Annotated in this window: 13 protein-coding genes; 5 read left to right on the top strand and 8 right to left on the bottom strand. The window is 71.8% G+C overall.

From position 1 onward, the window contains the following. Positions 1–116 precede the first annotated feature (116 nt). Entirely contained in the window at positions 117–878 is a 762-nt protein-coding gene (locus tag ACZ7P3_RS18900) for a SigE family RNA polymerase sigma factor (RefSeq protein ID WP_472083026.1), read from the top strand. 248 nt (positions 879–1,126) lie between these two features. Here ACZ7P3_RS18900 and ACZ7P3_RS18895 read toward each other — a convergent pair whose 3' ends face one another. Then, positions 1,127–1,762: a uridine kinase family protein gene (locus ACZ7P3_RS18895; RefSeq protein ID WP_472083024.1), complete on the bottom strand. Its 636-nt coding sequence runs from the start codon at positions 1,760–1,762 to the stop codon at positions 1,127–1,129. A 127-nt stretch (positions 1,763–1,889) separates the two neighbouring features. On the opposite strand from ACZ7P3_RS18895, the gene ACZ7P3_RS18890 reads away from it, so the two are divergent. Next, positions 1,890–2,147 (top strand): hypothetical protein, encoded by a 258-nt coding sequence (locus ACZ7P3_RS18890; protein WP_472083022.1) that lies wholly within the window; start codon positions 1,890–1,892, stop codon positions 2,145–2,147. A 96-nt stretch (positions 2,148–2,243) separates the two neighbouring features. Here the strand turns inward: ACZ7P3_RS18890 and ACZ7P3_RS18885 are convergent, their stop codons facing one another. Genes ACZ7P3_RS18885 through deoC form a run of 3 tightly spaced genes read right to left on the bottom strand, consistent with a single transcriptional unit; the run spans position 2,244 to position 5,604 of the window. Next, positions 2,244–3,155, bottom strand: a complete 912-nt coding sequence (locus tag ACZ7P3_RS18885) for an aldehyde dehydrogenase family protein (protein WP_472083020.1) — start codon at positions 3,153–3,155, stop codon at positions 2,244–2,246. Continuing rightward, positions 3,148–4,593, bottom strand: a complete 1,446-nt coding sequence (locus ACZ7P3_RS18880) for an aldehyde dehydrogenase family protein (protein ID WP_472083864.1) — start codon at positions 4,591–4,593, stop codon at positions 3,148–3,150. Before ACZ7P3_RS18880 ends, ACZ7P3_RS18885 begins: the two co-directional genes overlap by 8 nt. 12 nt (positions 4,594–4,605) lie before the next feature. After that, positions 4,606–5,604: a deoxyribose-phosphate aldolase gene (gene deoC / locus ACZ7P3_RS18875; RefSeq protein WP_472083862.1), complete on the bottom strand. Its 999-nt coding sequence runs from the start codon at positions 5,602–5,604 to the stop codon at positions 4,606–4,608. A gap of 137 nt (positions 5,605–5,741) precedes the next feature. Between deoC and ACZ7P3_RS18870 the strand changes: the two genes are divergently transcribed. Next, entirely contained in the window at positions 5,742–6,431 is a 690-nt protein-coding gene (locus ACZ7P3_RS18870) for a PH domain-containing protein (protein ID WP_472083018.1), read from the top strand. 388 nt (positions 6,432–6,819) lie between these two features. On the opposite strand, the gene ACZ7P3_RS18865 is transcribed toward ACZ7P3_RS18870, so the two are convergent. The 4 genes from ACZ7P3_RS18865 to ACZ7P3_RS18850 all read right to left on the bottom strand — a co-directional run bounded on the left by ACZ7P3_RS18865 (position 6,820) and on the right by ACZ7P3_RS18850 (position 11,630). Continuing rightward, a complete protein-coding gene (locus ACZ7P3_RS18865) occupies positions 6,820–7,884 on the bottom strand; it encodes an FUSC family protein (RefSeq protein WP_472083016.1) in 1,065 nt (354 codons plus the stop codon). A 166-nt stretch (positions 7,885–8,050) separates the two neighbouring features. Beyond that, positions 8,051–9,682 (bottom strand): phospho-sugar mutase, encoded by a 1,632-nt coding sequence (locus tag ACZ7P3_RS18860; RefSeq protein ID WP_472083014.1) that lies wholly within the window; start codon positions 9,680–9,682, stop codon positions 8,051–8,053. A 513-nt stretch (positions 9,683–10,195) separates the two neighbouring features. After that, entirely contained in the window at positions 10,196–11,020 is an 825-nt protein-coding gene (locus ACZ7P3_RS18855) for a purine-nucleoside phosphorylase (protein ID WP_472083012.1), read from the bottom strand. Between the two features lie 172 nt (positions 11,021–11,192). Beyond that, positions 11,193–11,630, bottom strand: a complete 438-nt coding sequence (locus tag ACZ7P3_RS18850) for a gamma-glutamylcyclotransferase family protein (protein ID WP_472083010.1) — start codon at positions 11,628–11,630, stop codon at positions 11,193–11,195. A gap of 107 nt (positions 11,631–11,737) precedes the next feature. Here ACZ7P3_RS18850 and ACZ7P3_RS18845 point away from each other — a divergent pair, with 107 nt between their 5' ends. Both ACZ7P3_RS18845 and ACZ7P3_RS18840 read left to right on the top strand, forming a co-directional pair. Further along, the gene (locus tag ACZ7P3_RS18845; RefSeq protein ID WP_472083008.1) at positions 11,738–13,186 is read left to right on the top strand and encodes an NAD(P)H-quinone dehydrogenase; all 1,449 of its coding nucleotides are present in this window, start codon (positions 11,738–11,740) and stop codon (positions 13,184–13,186) included. Between the two features lie 166 nt (positions 13,187–13,352). Next, entirely contained in the window at positions 13,353–14,291 is a 939-nt protein-coding gene (locus ACZ7P3_RS18840; protein ID WP_472083006.1) for a DeoR/GlpR family DNA-binding transcription regulator, read from the top strand. Positions 14,292–14,671 lie beyond the last annotated feature (380 nt).

Raw genomic sequence — 14,671 nt, 5'->3', positions numbered from 1 at the left:
GGTCTGTGACAGTCGACGGACACGGCCATGAAGGTCACTCGGCAAGCTTTTCGGCACAGGCAAGGAAGCAACACCGAGCAAGCCGAAGACCGGAAGTCCACCACGGGGAGCGCGAGATGAACACGCTGCACGGCATCAGCACCAGCGCAGTGATCACGCGTCTGCACGACGTGCACCGGGGTTCGGAGAAGTCCGGCGCCGTGAGCGGGCGGGGGTGCGCTCGCGGCGCCGGGCGTCAGCACACCGGTTACATGACGGTGGTTGACGCGCACACGGGGGAGCCCGCGGCGGTCGCCGCCAAGGGCACGCACGGGGGATCCGCGTACAGGGAGGACTCGGGGGAGCGCCGTTCGCTGAGCGAGGCGGAGTTCACCGCCTACGTCCAGGAGCGCCGCGCCTCCCTGTACGCCACCGCCTACCACCTGACCGGCGACCGCTTCGAGGCCGAGGACCTGCTGCAGAGCGCGCTGTTCTCGACGTACAAGGCGTGGGACCGGATCAGCGACAAGGCGGCGGTCGGCGGCTACCTGCGCCGCACCATGACCAACCTGCACATCAGCGCCTGGCGGCGTCGCAAGCTCAACGAGTACCCGACCGAGGAACTGCCGGAGACGCCCGGCGAGACGGACGCGATGCGCGGCACCGAGCTGCGCGCGGTCCTGTGGCAGGCGCTGGCCCGGCTGCCCGAACTCCAGCGCACCATGCTGGTCCTGCGCTACTACGAGGGCCGTACGGACCCGGAGATCGCGGAGATCCTCGACATCAGTGTCGGCACGGTGAAGTCCAGCATCTGGCGGTCGCTCCGCCGGCTGCGCGAGGACGAGGTCCTCAGCTTCGGCCGTGACGAGGAGAACGCCTTCGGCGAGCTGGTCGCCTGAAGGCAGGGGCCACCGGGGGGTGGCCCTGGGGGACACGGGGGAGCACCGGGGGGACCACTGGGGGGTGGGCCCCACGGGGGAGGGTGAAGAACGGGACTGGAGGGCCGGGGGGTCCATCCAGTCCCGTTTCCCGTTGTTCTACGGCGTCCCGTCGGGCCGTCGTCACGGTGCTCTGTCGGGCCGTCGTCACGGCGTCCTGTCGGGCCGTTGTCACTGCGTTCCCGTCAGGCGTTCGTCGCTGTGTCCCGTCAGGCGGTCGTCTGCTGGCGGGTCTGCCGTCCCGTTGCCGCGGCGGCCAGCCGGCCCAGCGCCTCGTCCCGGTCGCACGGACGGGCGCCCAGGGAGACCTGGCGGGTCACGATCGAGCGCTCGGCGCGCATCAGCCGCCAGCCGCGGCGGATCAGGAACGGCACCGACTTGCGGCCCTCCTTCAGGTCCCGCAGGAAGCGCCGGCGGAAGGTGGCGACCGCACCGCGGTTCAGGCACAGGGCGTCCGCCAGCAGGCCCAGTTCACGGCAGCGCTCCACGATCTCCGCGGCGAAGATGCCCTCCGCGATGAACAGCGGGGTGCGCCCGATGTGCAGTGTCTGCTCGCCGGTCCGGGCGCTCAGCGAGATGTCGTACAGCGGCACGGGGGTGGACCCCGTCGCGCAGAGACGGGCGATGGCCTCCACCGCGACGTCCGCGTCCCACGACCGGGGATGGTCCCAGTCGATGTCCGAACTCCCCTCCACCAGGGGCAGTGTCGGGTCGTCGCCCTCCTTGTAGAAGTCGTCGAGGCGCAGAACGGGCAGCCCGGAGCGGGCGGCGACGAGTGACTTGCCCGAGCCCGAGGGGCCGCACAGCAGCACGACACGGGCGGGGGACGGGGGATGAATGCTCACGGAACACCAGTTTGACGCATGGCGCGCCTCCTGCCGACCCCGCGGGTCGGCTTTGGAGTGCGCATCACACCTCGATTACGCTTCGTGCCGATACGATCACCCTACGTATGGAAAGGTGGCATCAGAGATGGCACGATCTGTCTCCCCCCGTACCCTCGCCGTCCGGCGCACCCTGGCGGCGTTCACGATCGCCGGTGCGGCCCTGGGCGCGGCGACGGCGGCCGTGCACGCCCAGCCGCTCGCCGGGGCGTCCGCACGTCCTGCGGCCGCCCCCCTCGGCGACGGCGGGCTCAGCGACTTCACCGGGCCGCTGGCCCAGGTGGAGACGCTCGGCGCCGTGCCGGCGGTGGAGCAGGTGGGGGGACTGCTCTCCGGGCAGGGCTGAGCCGAGCGCGAGGAGAGCCGTACACGTGAAGACACCAGGAGAGCCGCGCCGCCCCCGGACGGAGGGGCGGCGCGGCTCTCGGCCTGCGGGGCGCCGTCAGTACGACGAGCCGGACGCGCCCAGCGAACCCGTCGGGTGCCAGACCGTCTTCGTCTCCAGGAACGCCGTCATGCGCTCGGTCCCCGGAGTCTTCGACCAGCCGTCCACACCCTGTGGACGCAGGACGCGCTTCAGGTTGTCCGCGGCCGCGATCTCCAGCTCCTTCGCCAGCGCCTCGTCGGCGCCCGCGAGGTCGATCGCGTTGACGTCCTGGTGCGCGGCCAGCGGCGCCGCGATCTCCGCCGTACGGCCGGACAGGACGTTGACGACACCGCCGGGCAGGTCGGAGGTGGCCAGGACCTCGCCCAGGGACAGTGCCGGGAGCGGGGACTTCTCGCTCGCGATCACCACCGCCGTGTTGCCGGTCGCGATCACCGGGGCGATCACCGAGACCAGGCCGAGGAAGGACGACTCCTGCGGCGCCAGGACGGCCACCACACCGGTCGGTTCGGGGGAGGACAGGTTGAAGAACGGGCCCGCGACCGGGTTCGCGCCGCCGACCGTCTGGGCGATCTTGTCGGTCCAGCCCGCGTACCAGACCCAGCGGTCGATCGCGGCATCCACGACCGCGGCCGCCTTCGCCTTCGACAGGCCCTCGGCGTCGGCGACCTCCCGGACGAACTGCTCCCGGCGGCCCTCCAGCATCTCCGCGATGCGGTAGAGGATCTGGCCGCGGTTGTACGCGGTCGCGCCGGACCAGCCGCCGAACGCCTTGCGGGCGGCCACGACCGCGTCACGGGCGTCCTTGCGGGACGACTGCGGAGCGTTGGCCAGCCACGTGCCCTTTGCGTCGGTCACCTCGTACACCCGGCCGCTCTCGGAACGCGGGAACTTCCCGCCGACGTACAGCTTGTAGGTCTTGAAGACACTGAGTCGCTGCTGCTCGGACTTCTCAGACTTCTCAGACATCGAGGTACGCCTCCAGGCCGTGCCGGCCGCCCTCGCGGCCGAAGCCCGACTCCTTGTAACCGCCGAACGGCGAGGTCGGGTCGAACTTGTTGAACGTGTTGGACCAGATCACGCCCGCGCGGAGCTTGCCCGCCACCGCCAGGATGCGGGAGCCCTTCTCCGTCCAGATGCCCGCCGACAGGCCGTACGGCGTGTTGTTCGCCTTGGCCACGGCCTCGTCGGGCGTACGGAAGGTGAGGACCGACAGCACCGGGCCGAAGATCTCGTCGCGGGCGACGGTGTGCGCCTGGGTGACACCGGTGAACAGCGTCGGGGCGAACCAGTAGCCGGAGGAGGGGAGCTCACAGGCCGGGGACCAGCGCTCGGCGCCCTCCGCCTCGCCCTGCTCGGCCAGCGCGGTGATCCGGGCCAGCTGCTCGGCGGAGTTGATCGCGCCGATGTCGGTGTTCTTGTCGAGCGGGTCGCCGAGGCGCAGCGTCGAGAGCCGGCGCTTCAGGGAGTCGAGCAGCTCGTCGTGGATCGACTCCTGCACCAGCAGGCGGCTGCCCGCGCAGCAGACCTGGCCCTGGTTGAAGAAGATGCCGTTGACGATGCCCTCGACGGCCTGGTCGATCGGGGCGTCGTCGAAGACGATGTTGGCGCCCTTGCCGCCCAGTTCCAGGGTGAGCTTCTTGCGGCTGCCGGCGACCGTGCGGGCGATCGCCTTGCCGACGGCCGTGGAGCCGGTGAAGGCGACCTTGTTCACGTCCGGGTGCGCGACGAGGGCCGCGCCCGTGTCCCCGTAGCCCGGAAGGATGTTGACGACACCCTTGGGCAGGCCCGCCTGGCGGCAGATGTCCGCGAAGAACAGGGCGGAGAGGGGCGTCGTCTCGGCGGGCTTGAGGACGACCGTGTTGCCGGTCGCCAGCGCCGGGGCGATCTTCCACGCCAGCATCAGCAGCGGGAAGTTCCAGGGGATGACCTGACCGGCCACGCCCAGCGGGCGCGGGTCCGCACCGAAGCCGGCGTGGTCGAGCTTGTCGGCCCAGCCCGCGTAGTAGAAGAAGTGCGCGGCGACCAGCGGGAGGTCCGCGTCGCGGGTCTCCTTGATCGGCTTTCCGTTGTCCAGCGTCTCCAGGACGGCCAGCTCGCGGCTGCGCTCCTGGATGATGCGGGCGATGCGGAAGAGGTACTTGGCGCGCTCGGAGCCGGGCAGCGCCGACCACTTCTCGAACGCCTTGCGGGCGGCCTTCACCGCACGCTCGACGTCCGCCTCACCGGCCTGGGCGACCTCGGAGAGGACCTCCTCGGTGGACGGACTGACCGTCTTGAAGACCTTGCCGTCGGCCGCCTCGGCGAACTCGCCGTCGATGAAAAGGCCGTAGGAAGGCGCGATGTCGACGACGGAGCGGGACTCGGGCGCCGGTGCGTACTCGAATGCGGATGTCTGCATGTCCATCTTCATGGGGTCTCAGTCCACCGTCACGTAGTCGGGGCCGGAGTAACGGCCGGTGGCCAGCTTCTGACGCTGCATGAGCAGGTCGTTCAGGAGCGAGGAGGCGCCGAAGCGGAACCAGTGGTTGTCCAGCCAGTCCTCGCCGGCGGTCTCGTTGACCAGGACCAGGAACTTGATCGCGTCCTTGGTGGTGCGGATGCCGCCGGCCGGCTTCACGCCGACCTGGACGCCGGTCTGGGCGCGGAAGTCGCGCACCGCCTCCAGCATCAGCAGGGTGTTGGCGGGGGTGGCGTTGACGGCGACCTTGCCCGTCGACGTCTTGATGAAGTCCGCGCCCGCCAGCATGCCCAGCCAGCTCGCCCGGCGGATGTTGTCGTACGTCGACAGCTCACCGGTCTCGAAGATGACCTTCAGCCGGGCGCTCGTCCCGCAGGCCTCCTTCACGGCGACGATCTCGTCGTACACCTTCAGGTACTTGCCCGCCAGGAACGCGCCCCGGTCGATGACCATGTCGATCTCGTCGGCGCCCGCTGCGACGGCGTCACGGACGTCGGCCAGCTTGACGTCGAGGGCGGCGCGGCCGGCCGGGAAGGCGGTGGCGACCGAGGCGACCTTCACGCCGGAGCCGGCGACGGCCTCCTTGGCCGTGGCCACCATGTCGGGGTAGACGCAGACCGCGGCCGTGGCGGGGGACGTCCGGTCCGTCGGGTCGGGGTGGACCGCCTTGGCGCCGAGCGCCCGGACCTTGCCCGGGGTGTCCGCGCCTTCCAGCGTCGTCAGGTCGACCATCGAGATGGCGAGGTCGATGGCGTACGCCTTCGCGGTGGTCTTGATGGAACGGGTGCCGAGGGACGCGGCGCGCGCCTCCAGGCCGACCGCGTCGACGCCGGACAACCCGTGGAGGAAGCGGCGCAGCGTGCTGTCGGACGCGGTGACGCCGGCGAGGGCGTGCGCTGTGGGTGTGGGGGCACCGCCCTGTTCGAGCGAAGCCGAGAGCTTGGGGGAGGTGGGCATGGTCACCAGACGAGCATATCTACGCGCGTAGCTGCTGTATAGCCCCGGGTGCTCATTACCTGTCCGCAGGTCACGGATGAGCGCCGGTGTCGGGGCTCATAGGGGCGGTCGCGGCGGCTTCGGGCAGAATCGGGAGCATGACGACCCCGGACCACCAGTCACCCGCGCCACAGCCCTCGGCGCCCGCCGCCAAGGACCGGATCTACCGCTCGCCCCTGGCGCTGGTGGCCGGCGTGCTGCTGCTCGCGCTCGTCGCCTGGCTGGGCTTCGACGCACTGGTCCGCGGGCACGGGCGGACGCCCTGGCTCGCGCTGGCCGGGCTGATCCTGATCGTGCCGCTGGTGATCGCCTTCACCCTGCGCCCGGCCGTCTACGCCAACGAGGACCGGCTGCGCATCCGCAACCCCTTCCGGGTGATCGGCGTGCCCTGGGGCGAGATCGCATCCCTGCGCTCCGGGTACACCAACGAGGTCGTCGCGAAGTCCGGCGCCAAGTACCAGCTGTGGGCCGTCCCCGTCTCGCTGCGCGCCCGCAAGAAGGCGGCGCGGCGGCAGATGCGGGCGGCATCCGGGGCCGGGACCGGGCGCGGTGGAGGGGTCGGGGGCCTGGGCCTCGGCGGGTTCGGTGCGTTCGGAGGTGCCGACGTCCCGGACGGTCCGGCACGCGCGGAGAGCGACAAGATCATCGACGACCTGCGGGACCTCCTGGAGCGACGGGGCGACGCGGAGACGGCCCAGGGCGAGATCACGGTGCGCTGGGCCTACGAGGTGGCCGCGCCCGCGGTGGCCGGAGCGGTGCTGCTGGCGATCCTGCTGATCGTGGGGTGATCCGGCGGGTCTTCGGGTGATCCGGCGGGGTCTTCGGGTGAGGCCGGGCTTGGGGTGAGGCCGGGGTTTGGGGTGAGGCCGGGGTTTGGGGTGAGGCCGGGGTTTGGGGTGAGGTCGGGCTTGGGGTGAGGCCGGTGTTCGGCCCGGCTCGTCCTTGTGGGCCGGCTCGTCCGTCTTGGCCGTGTGGGTCGTTTGGGCTGTCTCGGCCCTGAGGCGTTCCGCTTCCCCGTCGGGCGTCGGGCGTCGGGCGTCGGGCGTCGGGCGCCGGGTGCCGGGTGCCGGGTGCCGGGTGTCGATCTTCGTACCTCGGTACGGCCGTCGACCGTCGTACCCAGGCCCTCCGGACTCACCGCGGTCCGTCATCCGGTGTGTGCGCGGCGGTCACTGGTCACGGTGGTGGAGGGGGCCGGGTGCCGGGCGCGGGGGCGAGTGGTGAGAGGGCCGCGTCGAGGTGGTCGAGGATCTTGCTGAACGGCCGGCGCAGCGACACGGCCGGGGGTGCAGCGTCCTCCCCGGCGTACCGGGTGAGGTCCGCGCGTGCGGCAGCCACGTCCGCCCCGGGATCCCGTCCCTCCAGGGCGGCCTCGACGGCGCGTCCGGTGGACTGCGCGACCGGCGGCAGACGTGTGCGGGCCCGGAGGAGGGTCGGGTCGAGCCCGTGGCGCAGGGTGAAGTAGTCGACCTCCGCGCCCAGCGTGAGGAGGTAGGGGGACGCCTCGGCGGCCAGGCCGATCCGGCGGCTCAGCTCGGCCACCCTGGTGCGGTGTCTCCGGCGCAGGGGGTTCCACCGCATGGCCCGGTCCGCCTGCCGGGCGCGTTCCCCGTTGCGGCGCAGTCTCTCCGCCTGCCGTTCGGTGAACGTACGGTTCGTCCGCGCCGCGTCCGGCGATCCGATCGCGCGCACACTGCTGGTGAGGGTCTGGGCGAGACAGTCCCGGCAGTCCCGGGCCAGTGCCGTCACCTCCCGGAACGGGTTCCGCGGCCACAGCAGGGGAGCGAGTACGGCGGTGATCACGCCGGCCAGGGCGGTTTCCCACAGCCTGGCGAAGCCGTACGCCTCCGGAGAGGGATTGGCGAAGACCAGCAGCGAGGTGAGCGCGATCTGCACGTTCAGCGCCGATCCGGAACTCAGGACGATTCCGCACAGCAGCGCCAGCCCCATCACGAGGACGAGGGTGGCCGTGGACGGCCGGAAGAGACTGACCAGGGTGATGCTCAGGGCCACTCCGGCCAGCACGCCGAGGACCCTCAGCAGCAGCGCCGCCATCGAGGAGGCCGGATCCTCGCGCAGGCACATGAGGGGGACGATGGCGGCGAACACCGGCGGCTGAGCGGCACCGGCCCACAGTGCCGCCTGCCAGGAGATGGTCGCGATGACCAGGATGCGGGCCACCGCCGGCCCCTGTACCCGGAGTCTGCCGCGCAGCGACGTCCACGGGGAAGCGCCCGTCATCCTCTCACCGTAGGCGCAGGACCCGCCCGCCACCCGCCCGGCACCCGCCCGGCTCGGCCGGTGAGGCCACCCCGGGATCACGCACGGCCGGGGGCGGCAGCCGTGACCGGGCCGGCCGCCGCCGGCTCCATGACGGAGCCGGCGGCGGCCGGTACGGGCGTACGGCTCAGAGGCCGGCGGCTGCCGACAGGTCCCGCTTCAGGGCGGCCAGCAGCTCCGCGGCCTTCGCACGGGCCGCCGGGAGGCCGGCGTGGCCGGGAACCGGCACCACGGCCTCCAGGTAGCACTTCAGCTTGGGCTCGGTGCCGCTGGGGCGGACGATGACACGGGCGCCGTCGAGGGTGTAGCGCAGGCCGTCGGTGGGCGGGAGCCGGTCCGTGCCGCGGGTCAGGTCCTCGGCCCGGGTGATGGACAGGCCGGCCAGTGCGGCCGGGGGCTGCTCGCGCAGGCGGTTCATCGCGTCCGCGATGACGGAGAGGTCCTGGACGCGGACGGACAGCTGGTCCGTGGCGTGCAGGCCGTGCTCCACGGCGAGGTCGTCGAGCAGGTCGAGGAGGGTGCGGCCCTCCTCCTTGAGCACGGACGCGAGCTCCGTGATCAGCAGCGCCGCCGTGATGCCGTCCTTGTCGCGTACGCCCTCGGGGTCCACGCAGTAGCCGAGGGCCTCCTCGTAGCCGTAGCGCAGGCCCTCCACGCGGGCGATCCACTTGAAGCCCGTGAGGGTCTCCTCGTACGGCAGGCCCGCCTTCTCGGCGATGCGGCCGAGGAGGGAGGAGGAGACGATCGACTCCGCGAACACGCCGGTCGCGCCCCGTCGGACCAGGTGAGCGGCGAGCAGCGCGCCCACCTCGTCGCCGCGCAGCATCCGCCAGTCACCGTCGGCCTTGACGGCCACGGCGCAGCGGTCGGCGTCGGGGTCGTTGGCGATGACGAGGTCCGGGTCGGCCGCGCGGGCCCGGGCGAACGCCAGGTCCATGGCGCCCGGCTCCTCCGGGTTGGGGAAGGCCACCGTCGGGAAGTCCGGGTCCGGGTCGGCCTGCTCGGCGACGAGCACCGGCTCGGGGAAGCCGGCCCGGGCGAAGGCGGCCAGCAGGACGTCGCGTCCGACGCCGTGCATCGCCGTGTAGACCGTGCGGGCGGTGCGCGGGGAGCCGGCGGCCAGGACCTCGTCCGTACGGGCCAGATAGGCGTCCAGGACCGCGTCGTCCAGGGTCTCCCAGCCGCTGTCCGGGCGGGGTACGTCGTTCAGGGAGACGATCGCGTCGATCTCGGCGGCGATCTCCGCGTCGGCGGGCGGCACGATCTGGGAGCCGTCGCCGAGGTACACCTTGTAGCCGTTGTCCCGGGGCGGGTTGTGGCTGGCGGTGACCTCCACGCCCGCGACCGCGCCCAGGTGCCTTATCGCGAAGGCCAGGACGGGAGTGGGCAGGGGGCGGGGCAGGACCGCTGCGCGCAGGCCGGCGCCGATCATCACGGCGGCGGTGTCCCGGGCGAAGTCGGCGGACTTGTGGCGGGCGTCGTAGCCGATGACGACCAGGCCGCCGGTCCTGCCGTGCGTCTTCAGGTAGGCGGCGAGGCCGGCGGCGGCGCGGATGACGACGCTGCGGTTCATGCGCATCGGGCCGGCGCCGAGTTCGCCTCGCAGGCCGGCGGTGCCGAACTGGAGGGTGCCGCTGAAGCGGGCCGACAGTTCCGTTGTGTCGCCGGCGTCGATCAGCTTGGCGAGTTCCTCACGGGTCTCCGCGTCGGGGTCCTCGGCGAGCCATGCCGTGGCCTTGGCGATGAGATCGTCGTGCACCTTGGGATCAACCTCTCCTTGTTTGCCTCGTCCCTGAGGGCTCCGCCCCCAGACCCCCGCTCTGCCCACCCGCCCACCCGACTCGGTCGGCCGAGAGGCGCGGGGGCAGGATCACACCCGGCGGAACCGCAGCACCACGACAGCGGCACCGCGGCTTCGCAGCACCGCTGCCGGAGCTACCGCGACAGCAGTGCCGTGGCTCTGCCGCGTTACGGTCAGCAGCGCCGTGGCACTTCCGCGCCGCGGTGAGCAGCACCCTGGCACTACCGCGTTGCGGTCAGCTGTACTGCGGCACTGCGGCACTGCGGCACGGCGCGCTGCGGCACCGCGACGTCTCTGTACCACGGGGCCGCGGTACCGCAGCGCGCCGTGGTGCGCTTGCACTCGGGTGGCACCCGTGGGCTCTCACGCTCCGTCGTGCCTGTGGTGCGCTCACGCCCCGTCGTGCTCGTGGTGCGTTCGCGCACCCCGTGGTACCCGTGGCGCGCATCCCCTCGTAGGTGTCCGGCCCGCTTACAGCTTGCCCAGTACCTGGCTCAGCAGCTGGCCCATGCGTGCGGCCGAGTCGCGGCCCGCCTGGAGGACCTCCTCGTGGTTGAGGGGCTCGCCGGTCATGCCGGCCGCGAGGTTGGTGACCAGGGAGATGCCCAGCACCTCGGCGCCCGCCTCGCGCGCGGCGATGGCCTCCAGGACCGTGGACATGCCGACCAGGTCCGCGCCGATCACGCGGGCCATGCGGATCTCGGCCGGGGTCTCGTAGTGCGGGCCGGGGAACTGCGCGTAGACGCCCTCCTCAAGGGTGGGGTCGATCTCCTTGCACAGGGCGCGCAGGCGCGGGGAGTAGAGGTCCGTCAGGTCGACGAAGTTGGCGCCGACGATCGGGGACGTGGCCGTCAGGTTGATGTGGTCGCTGATCAGGACCGGCTGGCCGGGACGCATGCCCTCGCGCAGGCCGCCGCAGCCGTTGGTGAGAACGATGGTCTTGCAGCCCGCGGCGACGGCCGTGCGGACGCCGTGCGAGACGGCGGCCACCCCGCGGCCCTCGTAGTAGTGCGTGCGGCCCAGGAAGACCAGCGCGCGCTTGTCACCGAAGGAGTACGAGCGGATCTTGCCGCCGTGCCCCTCGACGGCCGGCGGCGGGAAGCCGGGCAGCTCGGTGACCTGGAACTCGGCGTCGGGGGTGCCCAGGGCGTCGACGGCCGGAGCCCAGCCGGAGCCCATCACGAGGGCGACGTCGTGGGTCTCGGCGCCCGTCAGGTCGCGCAGGCGCGCGGCGGCGGCGTCGGCGGCGGCGTAGGGGTCGCCCTGGATGTCGTCCGGAAGGAGAGATGCGTTCACGCCGACGAGGGTAGCCGGTCTTCGCCTACGCGCGTAGATGACAGAGCCCACGGGAATGCGATCGTTGTCTTGTCGTTTTCGACGAAGGAGACGGAAGGAGGAGAAGGAGGGGGAGGAGGGGGAGGAGGGGGAGGAGGGGTGCATGCGCGGCGAGGTGCCGGCGCGGCTCGCCTCAACAGGGGCGCTTGCGCAGCTCCATCACGTAGTCGTGGGGTGCCCCGGCGGACTCGGCGGCGTCGGCGATCTCCCCGAGGTACCGGGCCGACGGCAGCCCGCCCTCGTAGCCGTTGAGGACGTACGTCCAGGCCGACTCCTCGCCGTCCAGCGTGTGCACGCGCACCCGGGCGCGCCGGTAGATGCCGAGGCCCACGCCCTCCCACCGGTCGAGCGACTCCTCGTCCAGGGGCGCTATGTCGTACAGGCCGACGAACACCTGGGCCCCGGGCTCCTCGACGATCGTCGCCAGCGCGCCCTCCCAGCCCAGCTGCTCGCCGCCGAAGGTCAGCCGCCAGCCGTTCAGCCAGCCTATGGCGCGCAGCGGGGAGTGCGGGGCGCGGCCGGACATCAGCCCCGCGTCGAGGTTGCCGGCGTACGCGGCATAGAGCGACATGGAGAGAGGGTACGGCAGCGGAAACTCCCGCCACGGTCACCCTCTCCCGACCCCCCGGCTCCCGCTGGTGCGGCCCCGGGCAGTAGCACCTTGAAGCGTGCGGGACAATGGGGTACGTGACTCGGATCGTGATCATCGGTGGCGGACCCGGCGGATACGAGGCGGCGCTGGTTGCCGCCCAGCTCGGCGCGGAGGTGACCGTCGTCGACTGCGACGGTCTGGGCGGAGCGTCGGTACTGACCGACTGCGTGCCGTCGAAGACCCTTATCGCTACGGCCGAGGTGATGACCACCTTCGACTCCTCGTACGAGGAGCTGGGCATCATCGTCGCCGACGACACCCCGCCGCTGGAGCAGGCGGCCCGGGTGGTCGGTGTGGACCTCGGCAAGGTCAACCGGCGTGTGAAGCGGCTCGCGCTCGCCCAGTCGCACGACATCACCGCCTCCGTCACCCGCGCCGGCGCCCGGGTCCTGCGCGGCCGCGGCCGGCTGGACGGCATGCAGGGCCTGGACGGCTCCCGCAAGGTCGTCGTCACCGCCGCCGACGGCACCGAGGAGACCCTCGTCGCCGACGCCGTCCTCATCGCCACCGGCGGTCACCCGCGCGAGCTGCCGGACGCCCAGCCCGACGGCGAGCGGATCCTGAACTGGACCCAGGTCTACGACCTCACCGAGCTGCCGGACGAGCTGATCGTGGTCGGCTCGGGTGTGACCGGTGCCGAGTTCGCCGGCGCCTACCAGGCGCTCGGCTCCAAGGTGACCCTGGTGTCCTCGCGCGATCGCGTGCTGCCCGGCGAGGACCCGGACGCCGCCGCCGTCCTGGAGGACGTCTTCCGGCGCCGCGGTATGAACGTCATGGCCCGCTCCCGCGCGCAGTCCGCCAAGCGCGTCGGCGACCGAGTGGAGGTGACGCTGGCCGACGGCCGCGTCATCACCGGCTCGCACTGCCTCATGGCCGTCGGCGCCATCCCGAACAGCGCGGGGCTCGGCCTGGAGGAGGCCGGCGTCAAGCTGCGCGAGTCCGGGCACATCTGGACCGACAAGGTGTCCCGTACGACCGCTCCCGGCGTCTACGCGGCCGGTGACGTGACCGGTGTCTTCGCCCTCGCGTCCGTCGCCGCCATGCAGGGACGCATCGCCATGTACCACTTCCTCGGCGACGCGGTGGCTCCGCTGAACCTGAAGACGGTCTCCTCGAACGTCTTCACCGACCCGGAGATCGCCACCGTCGGCTACAGCCAGGCCGACGTGGACGCAGGCAAGATCGACGCGCGCGTCGTCAAGCTTCCCCTGCTGCGCAACCCGCGCGCCAAGATGCAGGGCATCCGGGACGGCTTCGTGAAGATCTTCTGCCGTCCGGGAACCGGGATCATCGTCGGCGGTGTGGTCGTCGCGCCGCGCGCCTCGGAACTGATCCACCCCATCTCGATCGCCGTCGACAACAATCTGACGGTCGAACAGATCGCGAACGCATTCACGGTCTATCCCTCCCTTTCGGGGTCGATCGCCGAGGTGGCACGACAGCTCCACACGCGCAAGGCGGGCGGCGAGGCCTGACGGCCGAAACCACATCCCCGCTGGTCACGGGGAGTTGTCGCGCATGCGTACGGCATAGTCGGGCGGGTTAGGCCCTATACCACTTCCCGCCCTACCATGCGAACAACTTCTGTTATTCGGCGCAAACTGCTGAAAGCAGACGGTCGTTGGGGTTACTGTCAGTTTCGTGTTCGCTGCAGAACGTCGCCAATTGATCCTCGAAATGGTGCGAGCCAACGGAGCCGTGTCGCTCCGTGAACTCGCCCGCGTCGTCCAGACCTCCGAAGTGACCGTACGACGGGACGTGCGGGCACTGGAGGCAGAAGGACTCCTCGACCGCCGGCACGGCGGTGCGGTACTGCCGGGCGGATTCACGCGTGAGTCCGGCTTTCCGCAGAAATCCCATCTCGCGACCGCCGAAAAGACGGCCATCGCCGACCTGGCCGCGGGCCTCGTCGAAGAAGGCGAGGCCATCGTCGTCGGCGCGGGGACCACCACGCAGGAGCTGGCCCGCCGGCTCGCGCGCGTGCCCGGGCTGACGGTCGTCACCAACTCCCTCCTGGTCGCACAGGCGTTGGCCCATGCCAACCGGGTCGAGGTCGTGATGACCGGCGGCACCCTGCGCGGCTCCAACTACGCCCTCGTCGGCTCCGGCGCCGAACAGTCCCTGCAGGGCCTGAGAGTGTCCAAGGCGTTCCTGTCGGGGAGCGGCCTGACCGCGGAGCGGGGGCTGTCCACGTCCAACATGCTCTCGGCGTCCGTCGACCGTGCGCTGGTGCAGGCCGCCGCCGAGGTGGTGGTCCTCGCCGATCACACCAAGCTCGGCACGGACACGATGTTCCAGACGGTGCCGACCGATGTCATCACCCGTCTGGTCACCGACGAGCCGCCTGTCCACGACGACCGCGCCGCGACGGAGCTGCAGGCTCTCGCCGATCAGGGGGTGCAGATCGCCGTGGCCGGGGCGAGCGGGAGCCCGGGGGGTGAGCCGGGGCCTGCGGCGCGGCGCGCTCCGCTGCCGGGGCCCAGGCGGGGACAGGTGCCCGGGGGCGGGTTGCGGGGGATGCTCGGAGAGCAGTCGGCCGGGGCTGAGCGGGCCCGGGTGGCCGATCTTCGCAGGCGCTGAGGTATTCGTCCGCCGTTGGGGGTTGAGCCGGGGTGGCGGGTGCGGGGCCGTTGTGGCTTGTCGCGCAGTTCCCCGCGCCCCTTGGTTGGGTGCCGCTTGGGTGGCCGGGAAGTGGCTCGGGGTGCTGCTTGGGCGGTTGCCTTGTGGCGGTTCGCTCGGGGTGGCGGGTGCGGGTTCGCCGTGGCTTGTCGCGCAGTTCCGCGTGCCGCTTGGTTGGGTGCTGTTCGGGTGGGTGGGGAGTGGCTCGTGGTGGCGCGGTTTCCCGTGTCCCTGGGGTCGGGTGGCGTGTGTGGGGCGGCGCCCGGTGGGTGTGGTGTCCGCCGGGCGCCGTTCGGGTTTTGTGGTGTCAGTCCTTGATTTCGCAGATGGCTGCGCCTGAG

This window comes from Streptomyces sp. NPDC107581 (genome assembly GCF_055657175.1).
The sequence above is the reverse complement of the archived record's forward strand: the minus strand, read 5'-3'. Positions and strand labels throughout refer to the sequence as shown.

What these genes read in the sequence shown, in the direction of transcription:
- ACZ7P3_RS18900 (WP_472083026.1), top strand. Translation starts at nt 117, where the DNA reads ATGAACACGCTGCACGGCATCAGCACCAGCGCAGTGATCACGCGTCTG.
- ACZ7P3_RS18890 (WP_472083022.1), top strand. Translation starts at nt 1,890, where the DNA reads ATGGCACGATCTGTCTCCCCCCGTACCCTCGCCGTCCGGCGCACCCTG.
- ACZ7P3_RS18885 (WP_472083020.1), bottom strand. Translation starts at nt 3,155, where the DNA reads ATGTCTGAGAAGTCTGAGAAGTCCGAGCAGCAGCGACTCAGTGTCTTC.
- ACZ7P3_RS18880 (WP_472083864.1), bottom strand. Translation starts at nt 4,593, where the DNA reads ATGGACATGCAGACATCCGCATTCGAGTACGCACCGGCGCCCGAGTCC.
- deoC (WP_472083862.1), bottom strand. Translation starts at nt 5,604, where the DNA reads ATGCCCACCTCCCCCAAGCTCTCGGCTTCGCTCGAACAGGGCGGTGCC.
- ACZ7P3_RS18870 (WP_472083018.1), top strand. Translation starts at nt 5,742, where the DNA reads ATGACGACCCCGGACCACCAGTCACCCGCGCCACAGCCCTCGGCGCCC.
- ACZ7P3_RS18865 (WP_472083016.1), bottom strand. Translation starts at nt 7,884, where the DNA reads ATGACGGGCGCTTCCCCGTGGACGTCGCTGCGCGGCAGACTCCGGGTA.
- ACZ7P3_RS18850 (WP_472083010.1), bottom strand. Translation starts at nt 11,630, where the DNA reads ATGTCGCTCTATGCCGCGTACGCCGGCAACCTCGACGCGGGGCTGATG.
- ACZ7P3_RS18845 (WP_472083008.1), top strand. Translation starts at nt 11,738, where the DNA reads ATGGGGTACGTGACTCGGATCGTGATCATCGGTGGCGGACCCGGCGGA.